The 20,193-nt window shown below is 72.9% G+C and carries 20 protein-coding genes, 1 tRNA gene and 1 pseudogene; 8 read left to right on the top strand and 14 right to left on the bottom strand.

Translation table 11 applies throughout. The features are described from left to right. Positions 1-980 (top strand): alpha-amylase family glycosyl hydrolase (locus tag ABD106_RS11400; protein WP_343920437.1); only part of this gene is annotated, 980 nt, incomplete at its 5' end. Positions 981-1,037: 57 nt separating this feature from the next. Here ABD106_RS11400 and ABD106_RS11395 read toward each other — a convergent pair. Together ABD106_RS11395 and ABD106_RS11390 are read right to left on the bottom strand one after the other, a co-directional pair. After that, a complete protein-coding gene (locus ABD106_RS11395; RefSeq protein WP_343920435.1) occupies positions 1,038-2,219 on the bottom strand; it encodes a M23 family metallopeptidase in 1,182 nt (393 codons plus the stop codon). A 180-nt stretch (positions 2,220-2,399) separates the two neighbouring features. Beyond that, entirely contained in the window at positions 2,400-3,203 is an 804-nt protein-coding gene (locus ABD106_RS11390; protein WP_343920433.1) for an inositol monophosphatase family protein, read from the bottom strand. A 92-nt stretch (positions 3,204-3,295) separates the two neighbouring features. On the opposite strand from ABD106_RS11390, the gene ABD106_RS11385 reads away from it, so the two are divergent. The 3 genes from ABD106_RS11385 to ABD106_RS11375 all read left to right on the top strand — a co-directional run bounded on the left by ABD106_RS11385 (position 3,296) and on the right by ABD106_RS11375 (position 5,518). Next, positions 3,296-3,377, top strand: a tRNA-Tyr gene (locus ABD106_RS11385). Between the two features lie 190 nt (positions 3,378-3,567). After that, positions 3,568-4,056, top strand: coding sequence for a YajQ family cyclic di-GMP-binding protein (locus ABD106_RS11380; RefSeq protein WP_343920431.1), 489 nt, complete (start codon positions 3,568-3,570; stop codon positions 4,054-4,056). Positions 4,057-4,072: 16 nt separating this feature from the next. Then, positions 4,073-5,518, top strand: coding sequence for a phospholipase D-like domain-containing protein (locus ABD106_RS11375; protein ID WP_343920429.1), 1,446 nt, complete (start codon positions 4,073-4,075; stop codon positions 5,516-5,518). Positions 5,519-5,566: 48 nt separating this feature from the next. Here the strand turns inward: ABD106_RS11375 and ABD106_RS11370 are convergent, their stop codons facing one another. The 4 genes from ABD106_RS11370 to ABD106_RS11355 all read right to left on the bottom strand — a co-directional run bounded on the left by ABD106_RS11370 (position 5,567) and on the right by ABD106_RS11355 (position 9,527). Then, a complete protein-coding gene (locus tag ABD106_RS11370) occupies positions 5,567-6,331 on the bottom strand; it encodes a sulfite exporter TauE/SafE family protein (RefSeq protein ID WP_343920427.1) in 765 nt (254 codons plus the stop codon). A 1-nt stretch (position 6,332) separates the two neighbouring features. Next, positions 6,333-7,685: an FAD-dependent oxidoreductase gene (locus tag ABD106_RS11365; protein ID WP_343920425.1), complete on the bottom strand. Its 1,353-nt coding sequence runs from the start codon at positions 7,683-7,685 to the stop codon at positions 6,333-6,335. A 71-nt stretch (positions 7,686-7,756) separates the two neighbouring features. Further along, positions 7,757-8,767 (bottom strand): polyprenyl synthetase family protein, encoded by a 1,011-nt coding sequence (locus tag ABD106_RS11360; RefSeq protein ID WP_343920423.1) that lies wholly within the window; start codon positions 8,765-8,767, stop codon positions 7,757-7,759. Continuing rightward, positions 8,751-9,527 carry a class I SAM-dependent methyltransferase gene (locus ABD106_RS11355; protein WP_343920421.1) on the bottom strand — a complete coding sequence of 259 codons (777 nt, stop codon included), beginning with the start codon at positions 9,525-9,527 and terminating at the stop codon, positions 8,751-8,753. The genes ABD106_RS11360 and ABD106_RS11355 overlap by 17 nt, the downstream gene beginning before the upstream one ends. An 83-nt stretch (positions 9,528-9,610) precedes the next feature. Between ABD106_RS11355 and ABD106_RS11350 the strand changes: the two genes are divergently transcribed. The 3 genes from ABD106_RS11350 to ABD106_RS11340 all read left to right on the top strand — a co-directional run bounded on the left by ABD106_RS11350 (position 9,611) and on the right by ABD106_RS11340 (position 11,586). Next, positions 9,611-10,819 (top strand): isochorismate synthase, encoded by a 1,209-nt coding sequence (locus tag ABD106_RS11350; protein WP_343920419.1) that lies wholly within the window; start codon positions 9,611-9,613, stop codon positions 10,817-10,819. Positions 10,820-10,908: 89 nt separating this feature from the next. Further along, positions 10,909-11,385: a hypothetical protein gene (locus ABD106_RS11345; protein WP_343920417.1), complete on the top strand. Its 477-nt coding sequence runs from the start codon at positions 10,909-10,911 to the stop codon at positions 11,383-11,385. A 3-nt stretch (positions 11,386-11,388) separates the two neighbouring features. After that, a complete protein-coding gene (locus ABD106_RS11340; RefSeq protein WP_343920415.1) occupies positions 11,389-11,586 on the top strand; it encodes a helix-turn-helix transcriptional regulator in 198 nt (65 codons plus the stop codon). Between the two features lie 294 nt (positions 11,587-11,880). On the opposite strand, the pseudogene ABD106_RS11335 reads toward ABD106_RS11340, so the two are convergent. From ABD106_RS11335 to ABD106_RS11315, 5 genes and pseudogenes are all read right to left on the bottom strand, one after another. Further along, a pseudogene (locus ABD106_RS11335) lies at positions 11,881-12,711 on the bottom strand (PPK2 family polyphosphate kinase); the annotation flags it as partial. Positions 12,712-12,767: 56 nt separating this feature from the next. Further along, positions 12,768-13,940 (bottom strand): AI-2E family transporter, encoded by a 1,173-nt coding sequence (locus ABD106_RS11330; RefSeq protein WP_343920413.1) that lies wholly within the window; start codon positions 13,938-13,940, stop codon positions 12,768-12,770. Continuing rightward, positions 13,940-14,824 (bottom strand): SDR family oxidoreductase, encoded by an 885-nt coding sequence (locus tag ABD106_RS11325; protein WP_343920411.1) that lies wholly within the window; start codon positions 14,822-14,824, stop codon positions 13,940-13,942. Before ABD106_RS11325 ends, ABD106_RS11330 begins: the two co-directional genes overlap by 1 nt. Further along, positions 14,808-16,487 carry a 2-succinyl-5-enolpyruvyl-6-hydroxy-3-cyclohexene-1-carboxylic-acid synthase gene (gene menD / locus ABD106_RS11320; protein ID WP_343920409.1) on the bottom strand — a complete coding sequence of 560 codons (1,680 nt, stop codon included), beginning with the start codon at positions 16,485-16,487 and terminating at the stop codon, positions 14,808-14,810. The genes ABD106_RS11325 and menD overlap by 17 nt, the downstream gene beginning before the upstream one ends. Then, positions 16,480-16,929, bottom strand: coding sequence for a PLDc N-terminal domain-containing protein (locus tag ABD106_RS11315; protein ID WP_343920407.1), 450 nt, complete (start codon positions 16,927-16,929; stop codon positions 16,480-16,482). The genes menD and ABD106_RS11315 overlap by 8 nt, the downstream gene beginning before the upstream one ends. A 48-nt stretch (positions 16,930-16,977) precedes the next feature. On the opposite strand from ABD106_RS11315, the gene ABD106_RS11310 reads away from it, so the two are divergent. After that, complete coding sequence (locus tag ABD106_RS11310; RefSeq protein ID WP_343920405.1) at positions 16,978-17,448, top strand: DUF4229 domain-containing protein; 471 nt, start codon at positions 16,978-16,980, stop codon at positions 17,446-17,448. Positions 17,449-17,627: 179 nt separating this feature from the next. Here the strand turns inward: ABD106_RS11310 and ABD106_RS11305 are convergent, their stop codons facing one another. From ABD106_RS11305 to ABD106_RS11295, 3 genes are all read right to left on the bottom strand, one after another. Continuing rightward, complete coding sequence (locus ABD106_RS11305) at positions 17,628-18,626, bottom strand: hypothetical protein (RefSeq protein WP_343920403.1); 999 nt, start codon at positions 18,624-18,626, stop codon at positions 17,628-17,630. 46 nt (positions 18,627-18,672) lie between these two features. Next, a complete protein-coding gene (locus ABD106_RS11300) occupies positions 18,673-19,632 on the bottom strand; it encodes a 1,4-dihydroxy-2-naphthoate polyprenyltransferase (protein WP_343920401.1) in 960 nt (319 codons plus the stop codon). Between the two features lie 143 nt (positions 19,633-19,775). Continuing rightward, positions 19,776-20,012: an AMP-binding enzyme gene (locus tag ABD106_RS11295; RefSeq protein WP_343921060.1), complete on the bottom strand. Its 237-nt coding sequence runs from the start codon at positions 20,010-20,012 to the stop codon at positions 19,776-19,778. Positions 20,013-20,193: the final 181 nt, after the last annotated feature.

Below are 20,193 nucleotides of genomic sequence, written 5' to 3'. Positions count from 1 at the left end.
AGGCCGAGGGCCTGCCCGACGTCGACGCGGAGCTCGTCGCAGCCGGCTCGATGGATTCGCCGTTCTTCGGCCAGGAGCGCGTGCACGAGATCTACCGCCGCTGGCACGACGTGCTCGCCGCGTACGACGGCGACCGCGTGCTGTGCGCCGAGGCGTGGGTGTCGCCGCTCGAGAAGATGGCTCGCTTCGTGCGTCCCGACGAGATGCACCAGGCCTTCAACTTCGTCTACCTCGAGACGCCGTGGGACGCGACGATGCTCCGCGAGGTGATCGACGACTCCATCTCGGCGTTCGGCGCGGTCGGCGCTCCCCCGACGTGGGTGCTCTCGAACCACGACACCATCCGCCACCGCACGCGGCTCGCGCTCGTGCCGCCGCCGCCCCACGGCGCCGGCATCGGCCCGACCTCCATCTCGAAGGCCGACCCGACCGTCTCGCTGCGCCGCGGCCGTGCCGCGACCGCGCTCATGCTCGCGCTCCCCGGCAGCGCGTACGTCTACCAGGGCGAGGAGCTCGGCCTCCCCGAGGTCACCGCGATCGAGCCGCACCAGCGCCAGGACCCGACCTTCGCCCGCACCGGTGGCGAGCTGTGGGGCCGCGACGGCTGCCGCGTGCCGATCCCGTGGGAGGCGGACGCCCCGGCCTACGGCTTCAGCGCCTCGGGCGAGACCTGGCTGCCGCAGCCGCCGCTGTGGGCGGCGCTCGCGCGCGACCGCCAGCAGGACGACCCCGGCTCGACCCTCGCGATGTACCGACGCGCGCTGCAGCTGCGGCGCGAGCTCGGTCTCGGCACGGGGACCCTCGAGTGGCTCGACGTCGGCCCGACCGCGCTCGCGTTCCGGAACGGCCCCGTGACGGTCGTCGCGAACCTCGGCCACGACGCGGTCGACGTGCCTCGCGGCGAGATCCTGCTCTCGTCGTCGCCGCTCGACTCCGCGTCGGTCTTCGCCGACGAGGTCGTCTGGGTCAGGACGGCGTAGCCGACCACGAGGAGAGGGCCACGCCTGTAGGCGTGGCCCTCTCCTCGTGGTGCTCGACTAGCGCGATTCGAGGTGCATCTCGCGCGACTGCAGCCAGACGACCGGGTCGAACGAGATGTAGTCGCTGTTCTTGAGCTCGAGGTGCAGGTGCGGGCCGGTCGAGCGGCCGGAGTTGCCCACCTGCCCGATGATCGTCGTGATGTCGACGACCTGGCCGACCTCGACCGTGATCGAGCCGGGCAGCATGTGGCCGTACCAGGACTGCACGAACTGGCCGTCGATGTTGTGGTCGATGAAGACCGAGTAGCCGCCGCCGCCGGGGTTGTTGCCCTGGAAGACCGCCGAGACGACGCCGTTCGCGATCGGTCGCACGTCGGTGCCGATGCCGGGGATGAAGTCGCTGCCGCCGTGGAAGCCGCCGGGCCGGTAGCCGAAGCCGCTCGACATCGGGACCTGGTCGAGGCTCGGGAAGGGGGTCTGCACGACGCCGGTCTGCAGCATCCCCCACACCTGCGGGAACGCGGGGTCGCCCGTGTACGACGGGCCGGCGACCTCGGAGTCGGCGACCGCCTGGTACGCGGCCAGCTCGCCCGGCGACATCCGCGCGGCCGCGATCTGGTCGTTGACGATGATGTCGTCGCGCTGGAAGTAGCCGGTGGTCTCGGCGTTGACGCCCTCGAGCGTCTGCACGCCCTCGCTCATCTGCGCGACCTCGGGGTCGATGCCGCCGGGCGACTGCACGGCCTGCGCCGGCAACGAGGTGACGACGACGAGCGAGCCGATGAACAGCAGCGCGCCGCCCGCGGTGATCTTCTGCGCGAGCTTGCGCGCGCCGTGCCGCACGGCCGTCGGCGGCGCGCTGGGCGCGGTGCGGATGACGCGGGGCGCGAGTGCGCGGGGTGCGCGGACGCCGGGGAGCTGGTCGCCGCCGTTGCCGAGCGAGGGCGCGTCGACCGTGATGAGCGGCGCGGTGAAGGTGGGCTCGGCGATCTGCACCGGAAGCTCGCGAGCGACCTGGGTCGCGGCGTCGCGCATCGCGCGTCGCGTCGTGTAGAGCTGCGCCGAGCCCTCGACGACGGTCACGCGCTCAGCCGCGCGCGCCTCGCTCGCGGTGAGCGCGATGGCCTCGGCGGCCCGCTCCTGCTGCCGTGCCGCGCGACGGGTGACCGTCTGCGACTGCAGGGGACGCGCATCGCCCTCCGGTGACGAGCGAAGTGCTCGTCGGGTGGGGTGCGTCACGCTGGAAGCCGTCCTGGGGGTCGAGGTCTCGGGGAGCGCGCAGTGCTCGGGGAGCCTTGCGGCTGCGCCGGGGTCGATGCTCGCACGAACCGGCGCCTCCGGGCAACGGCACGCGGTGGGCACGCCTGCTGCTCGGTACGATCTACAAATATAACGGATTGGTAACAGCGAGGCAAGGGGTCAGACATCTTGGGGCCGCAGGGGCGCCAGCAGCGCGGTCAGCTCGTCGGCGAGCGTCGGGTGCGCGGCGAGCAGGAAGGCCGAGCTCGCGGGCTCGCCCTCCCAGCCTCGGAGCGCGCCGCCCGCCTCCTCGACGAGCAGCGCTCCCGCGGCCATGTCCCATGGCTGCAGCCCTCGCTCGAAGTAGCCGTTCAGGCGCCCGCACGCGACCGAGGCGAGGTCGAGGGCGGCGGATCCGATGCGACGGATGTCGCGCACCGAGCCGATGAGCCCCTGCACCACCGCGGCCTGCCGCTCGCGGCGGCCGGCGTCGTACCCGAAGCCCGTGCCGACGAGCGCCATCGACGCAGGCACCGCATCCGCCACCCGGATCTCATGGCCGTCGAGCCGGGCACCGCCGCCGCGCAGGGCCTCGAACCGCTCCCCCGTCGCGCCGTTGACCACCACGCCCGAGAGGGCCCGCCACGTCGTCGGCTCGGGCTCGCCCTCGACGAGCGCGATCGAGACGGCATACGCCGGGATGTCGTAGAAGTAGTTGACCGTGCCGTCGATGGGGTCGATCACCCAGGTCAGGCCGGAGGTGCCAGCGACGCTCGCGCCCTCCTCGCCGAGGATGCCGTCGTCGGGCCGGGCGGCCAGGAGCCGCTCGACGACGAACCGCTCGACCTCGCGGTCGGCCTCGGTGACGATGTCGACGAGGCTCGACTTGCTCGCGGCGACGTCGACGCCCTCGTGGCGGCGGATGCGCGCGAGCTCTGCGGCTTCCACGGCGATGCCGACGACCAGGTCATGGAGCTCGCGCATGCCTCGAACCTATCGCGGGGCGGTGAGGCGCGGCGCGGGTGCGGGGGCACGCTGTGGGCCATGTATCCTTGACGACGGCCTGCGAAGGCCTCGGCGAGTTACCCAAGCGGCCAAAGGGATCTGACTGTAAATCAGACTGCTCAGCATTCGGGGGTTCGAATCCCTCACTCGCCACCGATCGGAGCCCCGTCCACGGACGGGGCTCTTCGCGTCTCCCGGCGCCCCGGGCTCGCTGCCCGCTCGGCCCCGCAGACCCGAGTTCGGCAGCCGGATCCGAGATCGCGGGTCCGCGTGGCGAACTGGGGTCCGCTTCGCGTGCGGATGGGGTCGGATGCTCCGAGCACCGGTGATCTAGGCTTGCGGCATGGCAGATTCCTCGTTCGATGTGGTCAGCAAGGTCGACAAGATGGAGGCCGAGAACGCGGTCAACCAGGCCCGCAAGGAGGTCGAGCAGCGCTACGACTTCAAGGGGGTCGGCGCCGACGTCTCGTGGAGCGGCGATGCCCTGCTGCTCAAGGCCTCCAGCGAGGAGCGCGTGAAGGCAGTGCTCGACGTCGTCCAGTCGAAGTTCGTGAAGCGCGGCATCGACCTCAAGATGCTCGACGCCGGCAAGCCCTACGCCTCCGGCAAGGAGTTCCGGATCGAGATCAGCCTGAAGGACGGCATCTCGAGCGAGGACGCCAAGAAGGTGACGAAGCTCGTGCGCGAGCAGGGGCCGAAGACCGTCAAGACGCAGATCCAGGGCGATGAGGTGCGCGTCACCTCGAAGAGCCGCGACGACCTGCAGGCCACGATCCAGCTGCTCAAGGGCGCAGACCTCGACATCGACCTCCAGTTCATCAACTTCCGCTGACGCCCCTCTTGTGGAGGTGACGCTGCCCCAGGCGATGGGCGCGCTCTGGATCGCCCTCGACGTCGCGCTGCGCCTGCTCGCCCTGGCCGTCATCCCCTACAACCGTCGGCCCGCGACGGCGATCGCGTGGCTGCTCATCGTCATGATCCAGCCGATCGCCGGATGGATCGTCTTCCTGCTGCTCGGCAACAACCGCGTCTCGCGCGGCCGCCACGCGAAGATGTCGGCGATCCAGGAGCTGATCGGCGAGAGCACCGTCACCATCGACGACGCCCCAGCGCCGACGGAGCGACCGGCCTGGTTGCCGGGCGTCCTCGAGCTCAACCGCTCGCTCGCGTCGATGCCGCACGTCGGTCCGGCGTCGGGCGTCGTCTGGGGCGAGTTCGACGCGCAGCTCGAGGCGATGGCGCGGCGCATCGACGAGGCCGAGCACTGGGTGCACGTCGAGTTCTACCTCATCGTCGCCTCCGAGCGCACCGAGCCGTTCTTCGCGGCGCTCGAGCGCGCGACCGCGCGCGGCGTCACGGTGCGCGTGCTCGTGGACCACCTCACGAGCGTGCGGTATCCGCGCCGCAAGCAGACGCTCGCGCGGCTGGACGCGATGGGCGCGGAGGTGTGCGACATGCTGCCGCTGCGCCCGTGGGCGGGCAAGTGGCAGCGGCCAGACCTCCGCAACCACCGCAAGCTCGTCGTGATCGACGGGCGCGTCGGCTTCACCGGGTCGCTCAACCTCGTCGACCCCTCGTACCTGCTGCGCAGCAACCTGCGGCGCGGGCTGCAGTGGCGCGACACCTGGGTCGAGCTCGTCGGCCCGCCGGTGCGCGCGCTCGACGTGCTCTTCTGGTCGGACTGGTGGGCCGAGACGAACGAGCTCGTCGAGCTCGCGACGACGGCGTCCGAGACCGAGGGCGACCTGCTGATGTCGGCGATCCCCTCCGGACCGGGCTTCGAGGGCGAGATCAACCTGCGGGTCTTCGTCGAGCTCGTGCACGCCGCCGAGGAGCGCATCACGATCGTGAGCCCGTACTTCGTGCCGGACGACGCGATGCGGTACGCGATCACGTCCGCGGCGATGCGCGGGGTCGAGGTGGAGCTGTTCGCGAGCGAGGTCGGCGACCAGTTCTGGACCTACCACGCGCAGCGCTCGTACTACGAGGAGCTGCTGCGGGCCGGCGTGCGGATCACGCTCTTCGCCAAGCCGACCGTGCTGCACTCGAAGTTCATGATCTTCGACGACCGGGTCTCGGTGATCGGCTCGTCGAACATCGACCTGCGCTCGTTCGGGCTCAACTACGAGGTGTCGATGCTCGTCGAGGGGACGTCGATGGTCGCGCAGCTCCACGGGATCGCGGAGGGGTACCGGCGGCAGTCGATCGAGCTCACCCTCGACGACTGGATGGGTCGGCACCGGGTCGCGCAGCTGTTCGACAGCATCGCTCGGCTCACCTCGGCGCTGCAGTAGCCGGCCGCCGACGCGGGCGCCCGCGGCCCTCCGCGGCTCAGCCGAGACTCAGGCGAGCAGCATCGAGAGCCCGACGACGAGCGCGAAGGCGATCACCACGATGCGCAGCAGCCACGACGGCACCCGCCGCGAGAGCCAGCCGCCCGCGAGGCCACCGAGGAGCGAGCCGCCGAGCATGACGGCGACGACGCCCCAGTGGACGAGGGGCGAGAACGCGAGGATGACCGCGCCCGTGCCGTTGATGACGGCCGCGACGACGTTCTTGAGCGCGTTGTGGTGCTGCAGCGAGTCGTGGATGAGCAGGCCGAGCATCGCGAGCATCATCACGCCGATACCGGCACCGAAGTAGCAGCCGTACACGCCGATGCCGACGAACGCGAGCCTCGCGGGCCATCCGCCCGTCGACTCGAGGTCGAAGGCGTCGTCGGCGCTCCGGCCGAGCATCCTCGCGATGAGCGGCTGCGCGGCGAACAGCGCCGCGGCGGCGAGCACGAGCCACGGCACGATCGCGGTGAAGGAGTCGGACGGGGTCAGCAGCAGCAGCACGGCGCCGATCGCGCCGCCGACCGCGGCGAACGGCGCGTTCGCGACGAAGCGGCGGCGCTGGCGACGCAGCTCCGCCCGGTAGCTCCACGCGCCGCCGATCGTGCCGAGCAGCAGCCCGATCGACGACGTCATGTTCGCCGCGAGCGGGCTCATGCCCGCCGCGAGCATCGCCGGGAAGGTGATGAGGGTGCCGCCCCCGGCGGCGGCGTTGATGGCCCCGGCAGCCACCGAGGCGAGCGCGATCAGCAGGTAGCCGGGCAGCTCCACGTCAGCGCTCGTCGCGCGAGACGCCGATCATCTCCTCGCGGTCGACCACCTTCACGCGCGCGCGGCCGTGCGGCGCGCCGAGCGCGATCTCGTGCTGGTCGAGCCGCACCCAGCCTTCGATGTCGGTCCACGCGACACCGCGCTCCGCGAGCAGGGAGGGCACCGCATCCGCGTCGTACGACTCGGGCGCCCACCACGAGTGTTCGTCGCCGAGCAGCTGCTCGATCGTCTCCTTCGCGTCGGACTTCGTGTGCCCGATGAGCCCGACCGGCCCGCGCTTGATCCACCCCGTCGCGTACATGCCCGGCATGGGCCGCGAGCCGTCCTGCACGCGACCGGCGATGTTGGGGATGACGCCGCGACGGTCGTCGAACGGCACATCGGCGAGCGGCGACGAGAAGTAGCCGACCGCGCGGTAGACCGCCTGCACGGGGATCTCGCGGTACTCCCCCGTGCCCTCGAGGCCCTCGGGCGTCGGGCGGGTGCGCTCGATGCGGAGCGCCTCGACGCGGCCCTCGCCGACGACCGCATCCGGGCGCGACCAGAAGTGCAGGTGCAGGCGGCGCGACGCCTGCCCGACCTCGCGCTGCCGCCACTGGTCGAGCACGCGCGAGATGACGAGGATCTGCTTGTTCTGCTTGAGCGTCTCCTCGTCGGGGTCGACGCCGAAGTCGTCGTCGTGGAGGATCATGTCGACGTCGCGCAGCTCGCCGAGCTCGCGCAGCTCGAGCGGCGTGAACTTCACGTGCAGCGGACCGCGACGGCCGAACACGTGCACGTCGGTGACCGGGGATGCCTCGAGGCCCGCGACGACGTTGTCGGGCACCTCGGTCGGCATGAGGTCGGCAGGGTGCTTCACGAGCATGCGGGCGACGTCGAGCGCGACGTTGCCGTTGCCGATCACCGCGATCTCCTTGGCCTCGAGCGGCCACTCGCGCGGCACGTCGGGGTGGCCGTCGTACCAGGAGACGAAGTCGGCGGCGCCGTAGGAGCCGTCGAGATCGACGCCGGGGATCTCGAGCGGCGCGTCCTTGGTGGCACCGGTCGCGAAGATGACGCCGTGGTAGAGCCGCTCGAGGTCGGCGATGGTGATGTCCTCGCCGAAGCGCACGTTGCCGAACAGCCGCACGACGCCCGACTCGAGCACCTCTCGGAGCGCCTGGATGATGCCCTTGATGCGCGGGTGGTCGGGAGCGACGCCGTAGCGGACGAGTCCGTAGGGTGCGGGCAGCTGCTCGAACAGGTCGATGAGCACGTCGCGCCCGGACTCGGCAGCCGACTTCTTCAAGATGTCGGCGGCGTAGATGCCGGCGGGTCCTGCGCCGACGACGGCGATGCGGAGCGGTGCGCTCACGGTTCTCCTCGGTTGCGGGGCGGCCTGGCCGCCGGGGCTTCGCTGACGGGTCAGCAGCGTTCGTCAGTGGTTCAACGGGTGCGCGAGACGACGTGCTCGGCGAACGTCTCGAGCCCGCGCAGGACGGTGCCGCGCGGCAGCGGGGCGAGCGCCTCGAGCGCGCGCTGCTGCCAGCGCTCCGCCTCGGCGATCGTCTCGTCGACGACCGGATGCGCGGCGAGCTCGGCGACGGCGGCCGACAGGTCGGCGTCGTCGCTCGGCGACGTGAGCCGAGCGCGCAGCCGGTTCGAGGCCTCGTCGTCGCGCTTCGCGAGCAGCAGCACAGGCAGCGTCGCCACGCCCGCGCGCACGTCGGTGCCCTGGTCCTTGCCCGTCTCCGGATCGGCCGAGAGGTCGATGACGTCGTCGACGATCTGGAAGGCCACCCCGATGCGCTCGCCGAAGAGCCGCAGCGGCTCGCGGTACGCGGCGTCGGCGCCGCTCACGACCGCCCCGAGCTCGGCCGCGGCCGCGATGAGCGAGCCGGTCTTGTCGGAGAGCACCTGCAGGTAGTGGGCGACGGGGTCGGTCTCGCCCGGACCGAGCGTCTCGTGCAGCTGGCCGAGGCACAGCCGCTCGAAGGTGCGCGCCTGGAGCATCGCGACCTCGCTGCCGAGCGGCGCCGCGATCTGGCCCGCGCGGGCGAAGAGCAGGTCGCCGGCGAGGATCGCGACGGAGTTGCCCCACACGGTGTGCGTCGACGGCACCCCGCGACGGGTCTCCGCCTCGTCCATCACGTCGTCGTGGTACAGGCTCGCGAGGTGCGTGATCTCCACCACCTCGGCGGCCGAGAGCACGTCGTCGTCGATGCCCGAGCCGAGGTGCGCGGTGAGCAGCAGCAGGAGCGGCCGCGCGCGCTTGCCGCCCGCCTCGAGCAGGTATCGCGTCACCGCATCCGCCACCGGGTCGGTCACGCGCAAGTGCTCGTCGAGGCGCAGCTCGAGCGCGTCGAGACCGTGGTCGACGCTGTCGACGACACGCAGGTCTGCGGGCGCCGCGAGGCGCGGCCCCCTGAGCCCGAAGGCCTCAGCGATCGACGCCATCGAGGCCCTGCTCCTCGGCGAGCGCGTGTCGAGCGATGCGCATCGCGCCTGTCTGGTCGGTGGGCTTGCGGCCGCGGTGCAGCGCGACGACGCCCATCGTGAGGTTGCGGTGCGCGACGCGCGTGAACCCGGCGGTGCGGATCCACTGCGACAGCGCCTGCTGGTCGGGCCACGAGCGGATCGACTCGACGAGGTAGCGGTAGGCCTCGGGGTTGGAGCTCGCGGCCTTCGCGACGCCCGGCAGCATCGTGCCGAGGTAGAGCTCGTAGCCCTTGCGCACGACGTTGACCGGCGGGTGCGAGAACTCGCACACGACGAGCCGGCCGCCGGGCTTGAGCACGCGCAGGAACTCGCTGAGCGCCGCGCGCGGGTGCTGCACGTTGCGCAGCCCGAACGAGATGGTCACCGCGTCGAACGAGTCGCCGTCGAACGGCAGCTCCTCGGCCGAGCCGTGCACGAACTCGACGTCGGCGTGCCGCTTGCGGCCCTCCTCGATCATGCCGTGGCTGATGTCGAGGGCTGTGACGAGCGCGCCCGCCTTCGCCATCGGCGCGGAGGATGCTCCGGTGCCGGCTGCGACGTCGAGGATCCGCTCACCAGGCTGCGGGCGCACGGCCCGCTGCATGTGGATGCGCCACAGTCGGTCGTTGCCGCCCGAGAGCAACGAGTTGAGGAGGTCGTAGCGCTTGGCCGTCGCGTCGAACATGCCCGCGACCTCGTCAGGGTCCTTCTGCATGTCTGCTCGGCTCACGTCCTCCATCCTAGGCGTCCCGGCGCGCGGCCCACCCGGCCGCCGTCCAGCCTGCCGCGGCGCCCCCAGCGCGGCGGCGTAGGCTGGCTCCCATGCCGGCCCTGCGGGCGCGCACCGAGCGCGCGGAGCTCGGACGCCTGCTGGAGCACGCCGACCCGCGCGCCCCGCTCGCCGTCCGACGCGGCGCCGACGGCATCGTCGGGCGGGGCGAGGCGCTCAGGCTCGAGTTCCACGGCCGCTCGCGGCTCAGGGATGCGGCGGATGCGTGGCGCGAGGTCGCGCGCGCCGCGCACGTCGAGGACGCAGTCGGGGTGCCGGGCACGGGACTGCTGGCGTTCGGCGCCTTCGCGTTCGACGACGAGTCGGCGTCCACGAGCGTGCTCATCGTGCCGCAGGTCGTCGTCGGCCGACGCGGCGACGACGAGTGGATCACCTGGATCGGCGACACCGGCCGCCTCCACCCCACGGCGATCGACGAGGTGCGGGTCGACCTCACCGACGGCGAGATCGGCGCCGACCGCTACCGCGCCATCATCGCCGCGGCGACCGACCGCATCCGCGCCGGCGACGCCGAGAAGGTCGTCGTCGCGCGCGACCGCGTGGGGCAGCTGCCGCCGGAGGGCGACATCCGCTCGGTCGTGGTCGGGCTGGGCCGCCGATACCCGGATGCGGTGGCCTACGCCGTCGACGGCGTGGTCGGCGCGAGCCCCGAGACGCTCATCGCGGCGCACCGTGGCCACTACTTCTCGCGCGTGCTCGCCGGCACCGCGGCTCGCGGCGCGACCCCGACGCTCGACGCCGAGATCGCCGAGGCGCTCGCGAGCGGCGACAAGGACGTGCGCGAGCACCGCTTCGCCGCCGACTCCGCGATCGAGGTGCTGCGCGAGCTCGCGCCCGACACCCGCGCCTCGGAGCCCTTCCCCCTGCGGCTGCCCAACCTTTGGCACCTCGCGACCGACATCACCGGCACGCTCGGCGACAGCTCGACCCTCGACGTGCTGGCCCTGCTGCACCCGACCGCGGCCGTCGCGGGCACGCCGCGCGCCGAGGCGCTCGCGATCATCCGCGAGCTCGAGGGCGTCGACCGGGGCCGCTACGCCGGACCGGTGGGCTGGATCGACGGCGAGGGCGGGGGCGAGTGGGTCATCGCGCTCCGCGGCGCCGAGATCGACTCGACGGGCCGCATCCGCGCGTTCGCCGGGGCAGGCGTCGTCGCGGGCTCCGACCCGCAGGCCGAGCTCGTCGAGACGGGCGTGAAGCTGCGCCCCATCTCCGACGCGCTCGCCGATCCGCTGCCGTAGCGCTGCTCGTCGGGCTTGCGTCAAGTGCACTTGACATGTAAAACTTCCTTGACAGAGCGGCAGTCGCCGCCACGACGAGAGGGATGAGCATGGCGCAGCACGAGGGATCGACGACCGGCACGACGGATGCGCGACCCAAGTGGGGCCGCTCGCGCTTCGGCGGCTCGGCGCTGCTCATCGCGGTGCCGCTCGGGCTCGTGCTCGCCGCCGCGGCCGGCGCGCTCGCCGGCTGGGCCGCCGGTGCCGCGGGGGCGGAGGTGCTGCTCGTGGCGGCGGTGTTCGCGCTCGCGACCGCGCTCCCGATGATCTCGGCGGTGTGGCTCGCTGTCGTCGACCGCTCGACGCTGCGAGGCGCGCTCGACCGCCCCGAGGAGTCGGTCGAGTCCTCCTGGTTCGACCGCGCATCCCAGGGCGCCTTCACCGACACGCTCACGCTCGCCGGGCTGGGCACCGCGGCGCTGTTCGTCTCCCGTGCGGAGGTGCCGGGCTCGTACACGCTGCTCGCGGTCGTCGTCGTCATGATGGCGAGCTTCGGCATCCGCTACCTCGTCGCCCGCAGGGGCTGAGCCGTGCAGAGCACGCTCGCCGAGCTGCGGCGGGAGCGCGGCTGGTCGCAGCAGCGCCTCGCCGACGAGCTGGGCGTCTCGCGGCAGACGGTGATCTCGATCGAGAAGGGCCGCTTCGACCCGAGCCTGCCGCTCGCCTTCCGCATCGCCGCGGCCTTCGACTGCCGCATCGAGGACGTCTTCACCCCCGACCCGGCCTGACCGGCGTCCCCAGCCGAGGCGATCCGGGCCGCCCGGCACAGGGCGAGGTGATCCGAGGCCGCTCGCCGCGGATCGCCTCGCCCTCCGACGCGACGACCGCTTCCCGGTCTACTTCCCGGTCTTCTTGCCCTTCCTAGCCTTCTTCCGGGCCTTCTTGGCAGCCTTCTTCCCGGCCTTCTTGCCCTTGCCGACCTTCTTCCCGGCCTTCTTGCCGGCCTTCTCCCCCGCCGGCTCGTCCAGCCCCTCGCCCTCCGAGCCACTCACCGCATCCGCCTCGACGACCGCGACATCGCCCGTCGCGATGAGCCGCTCCCGCTCCGTCGCGACGTCGAAGTCGGCGACGGGCCACTGCGGGTCGATGCCCTCGAGCGCTTCGATGAGCAGCTCGTGCACCGCGAGCCGCGCGAACCACTTGCGGTCGGCGGGCACGACGTGCCACGGCGCCGAGGCGCTCGCGGTGCGCTCGATCGCGATCTCGTACGCCTCCATGTAGGCGTCCCACTGCTCGCGCTCGTCGACGTCGCCGCCGCTGTACTTCCAGTGCTTCTCGGGCCGGTCGAGCCGCTCGAGGAGCCGCGCGCCCTGCTCGGCGCGCGAGATGTGCAGCATCACCTTGACGAGCGCGATGCCGCGCTCGGCGACCTGCTGCTCGAACTCGACGATGCGGCCGTAGCGCTCCTCGATGACCTCGGGCTTCGAGAGGCCGCGCACGCGGTGGATCAGCACGTCCTCGTAGTGCGAGCGGTCGAAGACGCCGATCATGCCGGGCTGCGGCAGCGCGCGCTCGATGCGCCAGAGGAAGTCGTGGCGGCGCTCCGCCGGCGTGGGCGCCTTGAACGCCGTGATCCGCACGCCCTGCGGGTCGACCTGCCCGACGACGTGGCGCATGATGCCGCCCTTGCCGGAGGTGTCCATGCCCTGCACCATCAGCAGCACCGAGCGGTCGCCGCCCGCGCGGCTCGCGGCGTAGAGCCGCTCCTGCATCTCGGCGAGCCGGTCGGCGCCGGCCGCGAGCGCCGCGGCTCCCGCGACCTTGTCGCCGACGAAGCCGGGGGTGGATGCGGGATCCACGTCGGCGAGGCGGACGGAGCGGGTGATGCGGAGCGCGTCGGTGATCGCTGTCATGCGCCGAGCGTAGCCCGGTGCCGCGGCGGCCGCCCAGGAGGCCGGTATCCCTCCGCTCAGGTCGCGCCCTGCACCCCGGATGTGCCGTGCACCCCGGGCGAGACGGCCCTGCCGAGCCTGCCGTGGCGCGGCGGCTCGAGCTTGTTCGACATGAGCGCGCTCGCCCACGCGAGCCGCGGGTCGGGGTCGACGATGAGTGTCTTCACGGCGAGCGTCGCGGGCAGCGCGAGGAGCGCGCCGACCGGCCCGAGCGCGAACGCCCACACGAGCAGCGACAGGAACGAGGTCGCGGGTGTGACACCGACCGCGTCGCCCGCGACCTTCGGCTGCACGAGCGACTGCATCACGAAGTTGATGACGCTGAAGAGGATCGCCGTCAGCAGCGCGTTGATGGGGCCGTTCGCGAGCAGGGCCATGAGCGTCGGCGGGATGACGCCGACGACGAAGCCGACGTTGGGGATGTAGTTGGTGACGAAGGCGAACACCGCCCAGACGAGCGCGAGCGGCACGCCGAGCGCCGTGAGCGCGACGAGGTCGAGCGCCGAGACGATGAGGCCGAAGAGCGTCGTGACGACCCAGTAGCGCTGCACGCCCGCCGCGAAGCGGTCGACGCCCCGCACGATCCCCGGGTGCGTGAGCGCGATGCGCTCGACCCGCTCGGGCAGGTGCATCGAGTCCCACGCGAGGAAGAAGACGACGACGGTGAGGGTCGCGAGGAACGCGAGCACCGTGCCGGCGTTCGACAGCACGCTCGTGAGGCCGCTCGCGATCGCGCTGGGGCTGAACGCGCTCTGCAGCTGGTGGAGCGCCTCGTCCTGCGAGATGCCGAACCCCTCGAGCCACGCCATCACGTTGCGGTACAGCGCGTTGAACTCCGGACCGTAGCCCGGCAGCTCCTGCACGAGCGACTGCACCGACCAGTAGATCGACCAGAAGAGCGCTGCGAGGAAGACGTAGACGGTGAGCAGCGCGGCGAGCGCGGCCACGATCTTCGGCGCGCCGAGCCGCAGCAGCCACTGCTGCAGCGGCATGACCGCGATCACGAGGTTGACGCCGAGGAAGATGGGCGCGACGAACGTCGCGACCTGGCTGAGCAGGATGAGCACGCCGATCGTGCCGATGATCGACAGCAGGATGATGAGCGTACGCGGCAGCATCCAGCGACGCTCGACCACCTCGGTCACCGACGGCACGGGAGGCAGCTCGCGCCGCCGCCACGGCCATCGCATCAGGCGTGCCTCGCCCGAGACTGCCGCTCGTCCGCCGCCTCGCGCCCCGTGAACCCGTCCATACCCTCGTTGACACCCAGCGCATCCGCGATCCGGTCGGCGAGCGCGGGCGGGAGCACCTTGATCGCCGGTACGAAGCGCACGAGCGGCGGCAGCGCGAGCAGCGAGCGCCGCGACTCGATGGCGGCGAGGATGCGCGTGGCCACGGTCGCCGACGAGAGGATCGGCAGCAGCGCCGGCACCTTCGTCGTGACGCCCGCGAACATGCCGGTGTCGATGTAGAACGGCGCGACGGTGAGCGTCGAGATGGGTGAGCCCTCCTTGCGCAGCTCGGCGCGCAGCGACTCCATGAACCCGACGGCGGCGAACTTCGAGGCGGCGTAGTCGGTCTGGCCGGCGACGCCGATGAACCCGGCGGCGCTCGCGACCGTGACGATGCGGCCCTTGCCCGCGTCGCGCATCGCGGGCAGCAGCGCGCGGGTGACGAGGATGGGTGCGATCGCGTTGACGCGCATGGTGCGCTCGATCTGCTGCGGCGAGAGCTCGGTGAGCGGCCGGCCGGAGACGACACCGGCGTTGTTCACGAGCACGTCGACGGTGCCGAGCATGAGCGTCTCGGCGGCGGCGAGCTCGATCGCGTCGCTGTCGGCGAGGTCGACGACGACCGCGGTGCCCCGCCCGCCGAGCGCGGTCGCCTCGTGCGCGACGCCGCGCGCCGCGTCGCCGTCTCGATCCCACAGCACGACGTGCGCGCCCTTGCGGGCGGCGCCGAGCGCGACCAGCCGGCCGATGCCGCTGCCGCCCCCGGTGATGACGATCGTCGTCCCCGGCGTGATCGACGCCATGCCGAGCGCGCCACGACGGGCCTCAGAGCGATTGCGCATGCGTCTCCCCTTCCAGCACTGCCTCGATGATGCCGGGTGTCGACTGCGAGAGCGCCCTCCGAAGGCCCGCGCGGTCGACGACCCGCTCGTAGGCCCAACCGTAGGCGGCGGCGAGCTGCTCGAGGTCGACGTCGTGCGGGGTTCGCTGCACGCGGGCGAAGTCGGCGGGATCGGCGCTGCCCGCGACCTCGAGCAGCTCGAAGAGCGAGCCGCCTCGGTCGTTGCCGACGATGATCTGCAGCTGCGGCCGCGGCTCCCCCGGCGGCACGTTCAGCCCGCCGGCGTCGTGCAGCAGGGCGAGGTCGCCGATGAGCAGCCGCGTGATCCCGCCGGCACCCTCGCGCTCGTGCACGATCGCGACTCCGGATGCGGTGCTGACGGTGCCGTCGATGCCCGCGAGACCGCGGTTGGCGCGCGCCGTGACGGCCTTGGGTCCGGCGAAGGCGTCGAGCTCGCGGATGAGCCGGGAGGCGGCGACGACCAGGCGGTCGTGCGGCCAGGTGCGGTCCCAGACGGCCGTGACGAGGTCGCGGCGGGAGATGCGGATGCGCCCCTCGGCGAGCTCGGCCCTCGCGTAGTCGGCGCGCGGCAGCCGCGAGTCGGGCCCGACCTCACGGTCGCGCTCGACCGCGAGCGCCCGGCCGGCCGCGATCCAGCGGTCGACCCATCCGCGGTCGGGCTCGTCGGCCTCGACCACGGCGATCCTGCCCGCGAGCACCGCTCCGGCTCCGGTGCCGCGCACGTTGTCCTGCTCGGCGCGGCCGATCGTCACGACCTCGACGTCGGGGCGACGGATGAGCCCCGTCACCGAACGCGCGAGCGTCGGGTGCCCGACGACGACGACGCGTCGCACCTCGTCGCCGAGCTGCGGGATGACGTCGCGGCCGTGCGGCACGAGCATCGGGCCGAAGCGCGCGCCCGAGGTGGGCTCGGCGATGAGCGGCGCGCCGATCGCCTCGGCGAGGTCGACGGCGGCCGGTCCGGCGTCGGCTCCGGCGATCACGACGGTGCGAGGCGCCGGCTCGAGCGTCGCCGTCGGCATCGGCGGCCGATCGACGCGCGCGACGGCGGGGCCGACCGCGGCGTCGCCGCCCGAGAGCGGCTCGCGGAAGGCGATGTTGAGCTGCACCGGGCCCGGCTCGGTGTGCGCTGCCATCGCCTCGCCCCCGGGCTCGCCCCGCCACCCGAGCGCCGCGCGCACGGCGGCGACCGCGTCGCCCTCGGGGTCGTGGAGCGCATCCGCCGACAGGTCGAGCACGACGCGCGCCGCATCGCCGAAGATGCCGGGCTGGTTGGCCGTCTGGTTCGCGCGGATCCCCTGCAGCTCGCTCGGCCGGTCCGCCGAGATGGCGATGAGCGGCACGTCGCTGTGGTGCGCCTCGAGCATGGCGGGGTGGAGGTTGGCGACGGCCGTGCCGCTCGTGACGACGATCGCGGCGGGCGCGCCGCTCTCGCGCGCCAGCCCGAGCGCGAGGAACGCGGCCGAGCGCTCGTCGATGCGCACGTGCAGCGCGACCGCGCCGTCGCGCGCGAGGCGAGCGGCGGCGAGCGCGATCGCCTGCGAGCGGGAGCCCGGCGAGACGACGATGTCGGCCACTCCGGCTGCCGCGAGCGCGGCGACCAGGCGGTCGGCGTACGGTGCGGCCTGGAGGGCCTCAGGCACGCGCGGCGTCGCCGTCGTCAGGCGCCCGGTGGCCCTGCCCGTCGGTGTCGTCGGCTGGGGGCTCGGGGGCAGAGTCGGGCTCGGGGTCGGGCTCCGGCTGGGTCCCGGGCTTCGTCGGTCGCACGATGTCGACCTCCTCGTCGAGCGCGGCGAGCTGCGCCTCGATCTCGGCGATGCGTCGGTCGGCCTCGTCGTCGCTCACGTCGGGCGAGCGCTTGAACGACGGGTCGTCGTCCGGCGCCATGGGCCTGCCACTCGACACGGGGCCCTTGCCCCAGGCGAGCCAGCCGATCGCGCCGAAGATCGGCACGACGACGATGAGCACGACCCAGAGCACCCGGTTGAGGCGACGGATGCGCCGGTCGTCCGTGACGGTGAGGTCGACGAGCGCGTACACCGTGACCACGAGGGCCAGGACTCCGCCTATGATCAACCACCGCATGCCCCTACCCTACGGGCCTTGGCTATGGGTCGCTCATAGACTTGGTACATGGCTCCCTCGATGCGCTACCTCGTGGTGCGCGCCCTGCTGTTCCTCGTGCCGTTCGCGGTCCTGATGATCGCGCAGGTGCCGTGGCTGCTGTCGCTGCTCGTCTCCATCGCGTTCGCCTTCGCGGCGAGCATCGTCTTCTTCGGCAAGCTCCGCCAGGAGGCGGCCGCCGATCTGCAGCGGATGCGCGAGGGCCGCAAGCGCGACGGCGCGGGCCCCGACGACGGCGACATCGAGGATGCGGCGCTCGACACGGCGGAGCCCTTCGATGGGCGCGAGCCGGCTGGGACCGTCGACGCTCCCGACGCCGCGCTGCCCGCCGACACCCGCGAGCCGGTCGCCGCCGACGGACCCGGTGTTGCGCACGACGCATCGCAGCCCGTCGATGCGCACGAGCCGGACGCGCGCCCCGACCGGGCCGAGCGGTCGGACGGCAGCACGCCCGACGAGCCGCACGCATCCCGCCCCTAGCCCTCACGCAGGGTGGTCACGACACGCCGCCTGTGCGCCGCGGGGTGGTCACGACACGCCGCCTGAGCACGCTCGACGACGGCGTGTCGTGACCACCCCGCGCAGGCGACGGACGCGCTCGCCGGCCCGGAGCCTTCGCCGGCCCGGAGCCTCCGCCGCCCGCCGTCCCGGCGCTCGACTCAGGCGCAGGGCTCCCAGGCGCGCTCGGCCGGCGGCTCGCTGCCGCGCGGGATGGGTGCGCTGCACTGCCAGTCGATGCCCGCCCAGGCAGTGGCGCGCGCACGCACGCCGACCTCGAGCTGCGTCGGCTCGCCCGTGCCGTCTCGCAGCACGCGCAGCGGCACGACGAACTCGACCGCGCTGTCTGGCCCGAGGTCGACCGTCGCCTGATCGCCGAGGCCGAGCAGCGCCCCCGATGGCACCGCGCACGCGCCCGTCGCCTGGCACGCCGTGGCGTGCGAGAGGGCGAGCGCCCTGGCTTCGTCGAGCACGCCGCCAGGCACGCGCCAGCGCGGAGGCTCTCGGGGCTGCGCCGTGCCCGGGTCGCCATCGACCACGACCGTCGCCGCCTCGACGGTCACGATGCCGTGCTCGAACGACTCGGTGCGGTACACGCCGGGGTAGAGCAGCGTGCCCTCCACGAGGTCGACCGATGCGCCGAGCTGCTCGGGCAGGGCACCGAGTCCAGCGCTGTCGAGCACCACGCGCTCCGCGACCGTCGTCGTCAAGCGCCACGAACCGCCGTCGCGCACCGCCTCCAAGCGGCGCTCGACGCGCTGCTCGCCGGCGCGGAACTGGACGACCACGGTCGCCGCATCGCCGTCGACCTCGACGCCCTCGACGCCGAGATCCTGGATGCCGACGGCGGCCACGAGCGCCGCGTCGCCGAGGAGCGGCGCGGGGCCGTCGACCGGGACCATCGCCGTGGCCGCATCGCCTCCGCCCTCGGAGATCGCCCCCAGGTACTCGAGCGCGGCGGCGGTCAGCGCGCCGGCCGCGGCGGCGTCGGCGTCGCGCTGCACCGCCTGGACGATCGCCGCCGTCGAGCCGCCGATGACGACGAGCGCGGCGAGGACCGCGCCGGCGACGCGCCTGCGCCGCTTCGCCGTCCGCGCCGGACGCTCCGCGGAGCTCGCTCGCTCGGGCGGCATCGCGAACTCCGGCATCGGCGTCGGCACGCATCCATCATCGTCCACCGGCGCCGGTCGGGCCCGCGCCGCTCGCTCAGGCGGCGGGCAGGAATCCCCCCGGGCCGCCCCAGATGGCGACCGCGAGGCCGACGCCGTAGAGCAGCGCCGACATGCCGGTGAGGCCGAGCGCGGTGATGAGGTCGCGCGGCGAGCGCGACAGCACCACGATGACCATCGCCGGCCCCGCGAGCAGCAGCACGGCGAAGACGGCGACGCCGTAGGCGAGCGCGTACGAGAAGACCCAGAGGATGCCGAACGGCACGAGCATGAGCAGCACGTAGAGGGCCTTCGACGCGCGGCGGCCGATGAGGGTCGGCAGGCTGCGCTTGCCGGCGGCGCGGTCGGTGTCGATGTCGCGCAGGTTGTTCGTGAGCATGAGCGCCGCCGAGAAGCAGCCGATCGCGATGCCGAGCGCGATCGAGTCCTCGGTGATGCGACCGATGATCGCGTAGGTCGTGCCGATCACGGCGACGGGCCCGAAGAACAGGAACGACATCACCTCGCCGAGCGCGAGGTAGCCGTACGGGCGCTTGCCGCCCGTGTAGGTCCAGGCGGCGACGATGCACACGACGCCGACGAGCAGGAGCCACCAGCGCCCCGACAGCAGCACGACGGCGAGCCCTGCGAGCGCGCCCGCGGCGAGGAAGCCGATCGCGACGTTGCGCACGGCTCGCGGCTCGGCCTTGCCCGCGCCGACCAGGCGACCGGGGCCGACGCGCACCGCATCCGTGCCCTTGACGCCGTCGGAGTAGTCGTTCGCGAAGTTGACGCCGACCTGCATGCACAGGGCGAGCGCGAGGCACGCGAGCGCGATGCCCAAGTGGTAGCCCTCGGCGTTGAACGCCGCCGCCGTGCCGAGCGCCACCGGGGCGACCGCCATGCCGAGCGTGCGGGGGCGTGCGGCGGCGATCCAGTCGCGCCAGGTCGCCGGGCTGGGCGCGCTGCCGTCGAGCTGCGCGCGTCGTGCGGGGTTGCCGGAGCGGGGAGAAGCCATCCCCTCGATGGTACTTCGGCCGCGCGGATGCGACGGATGCGCTGCGCTCGCCGGACCCATTCCACCCACCCGGACCCGGTGCACGAGGTCCCGCTGGGTGGAAGGGGTCCGCGAAGACGGCGGGCCGGCGGGCGGGCCGATCGTCAGCCGAAGATGCCGCGGCGGCGCTCCTGCGTGCGGTTCGCGACGAGCCGGCTCAAGCGCTTGCGGTCCGGCTTGCCGGATGCGGTGGTCGGCATCACCGAGACCGTCACGAGGTGGTTGGGACGAGCCGGCTTGCCGAGCGCGTTCGCGACGGCGGCCCGGATCTCGGCGAGCGATGGCTTGAGCGTCGTCACGACCGCCGGCACCTCGCCCCACTCGGGGTGCGGCGCCGACACCACGACCGCATCGGGCGCGAACGTCTGCACGACGTGCTCGACGGCAGCGAGCGAGACCTTGATGCCCCCCGAGTTGATGACGTCGTCGATGCGGCCGGAGACCTGCAGCGTGCCGCCGAGCAGCGAGCCGGCGTCGCCGGTGCGGTACCACCGGGTGCCCGTGCCGACGGTGATGAACCGC

Source organism: Agrococcus citreus (assembly GCF_039527715.1).
Taxonomy (GTDB): domain Bacteria; phylum Actinomycetota; class Actinomycetes; order Actinomycetales; family Microbacteriaceae; genus Agrococcus; species Agrococcus citreus.
The sequence above is the reverse complement of the archived record's forward strand: the minus strand, read 5'-3'. Positions and strand labels throughout refer to the sequence as shown.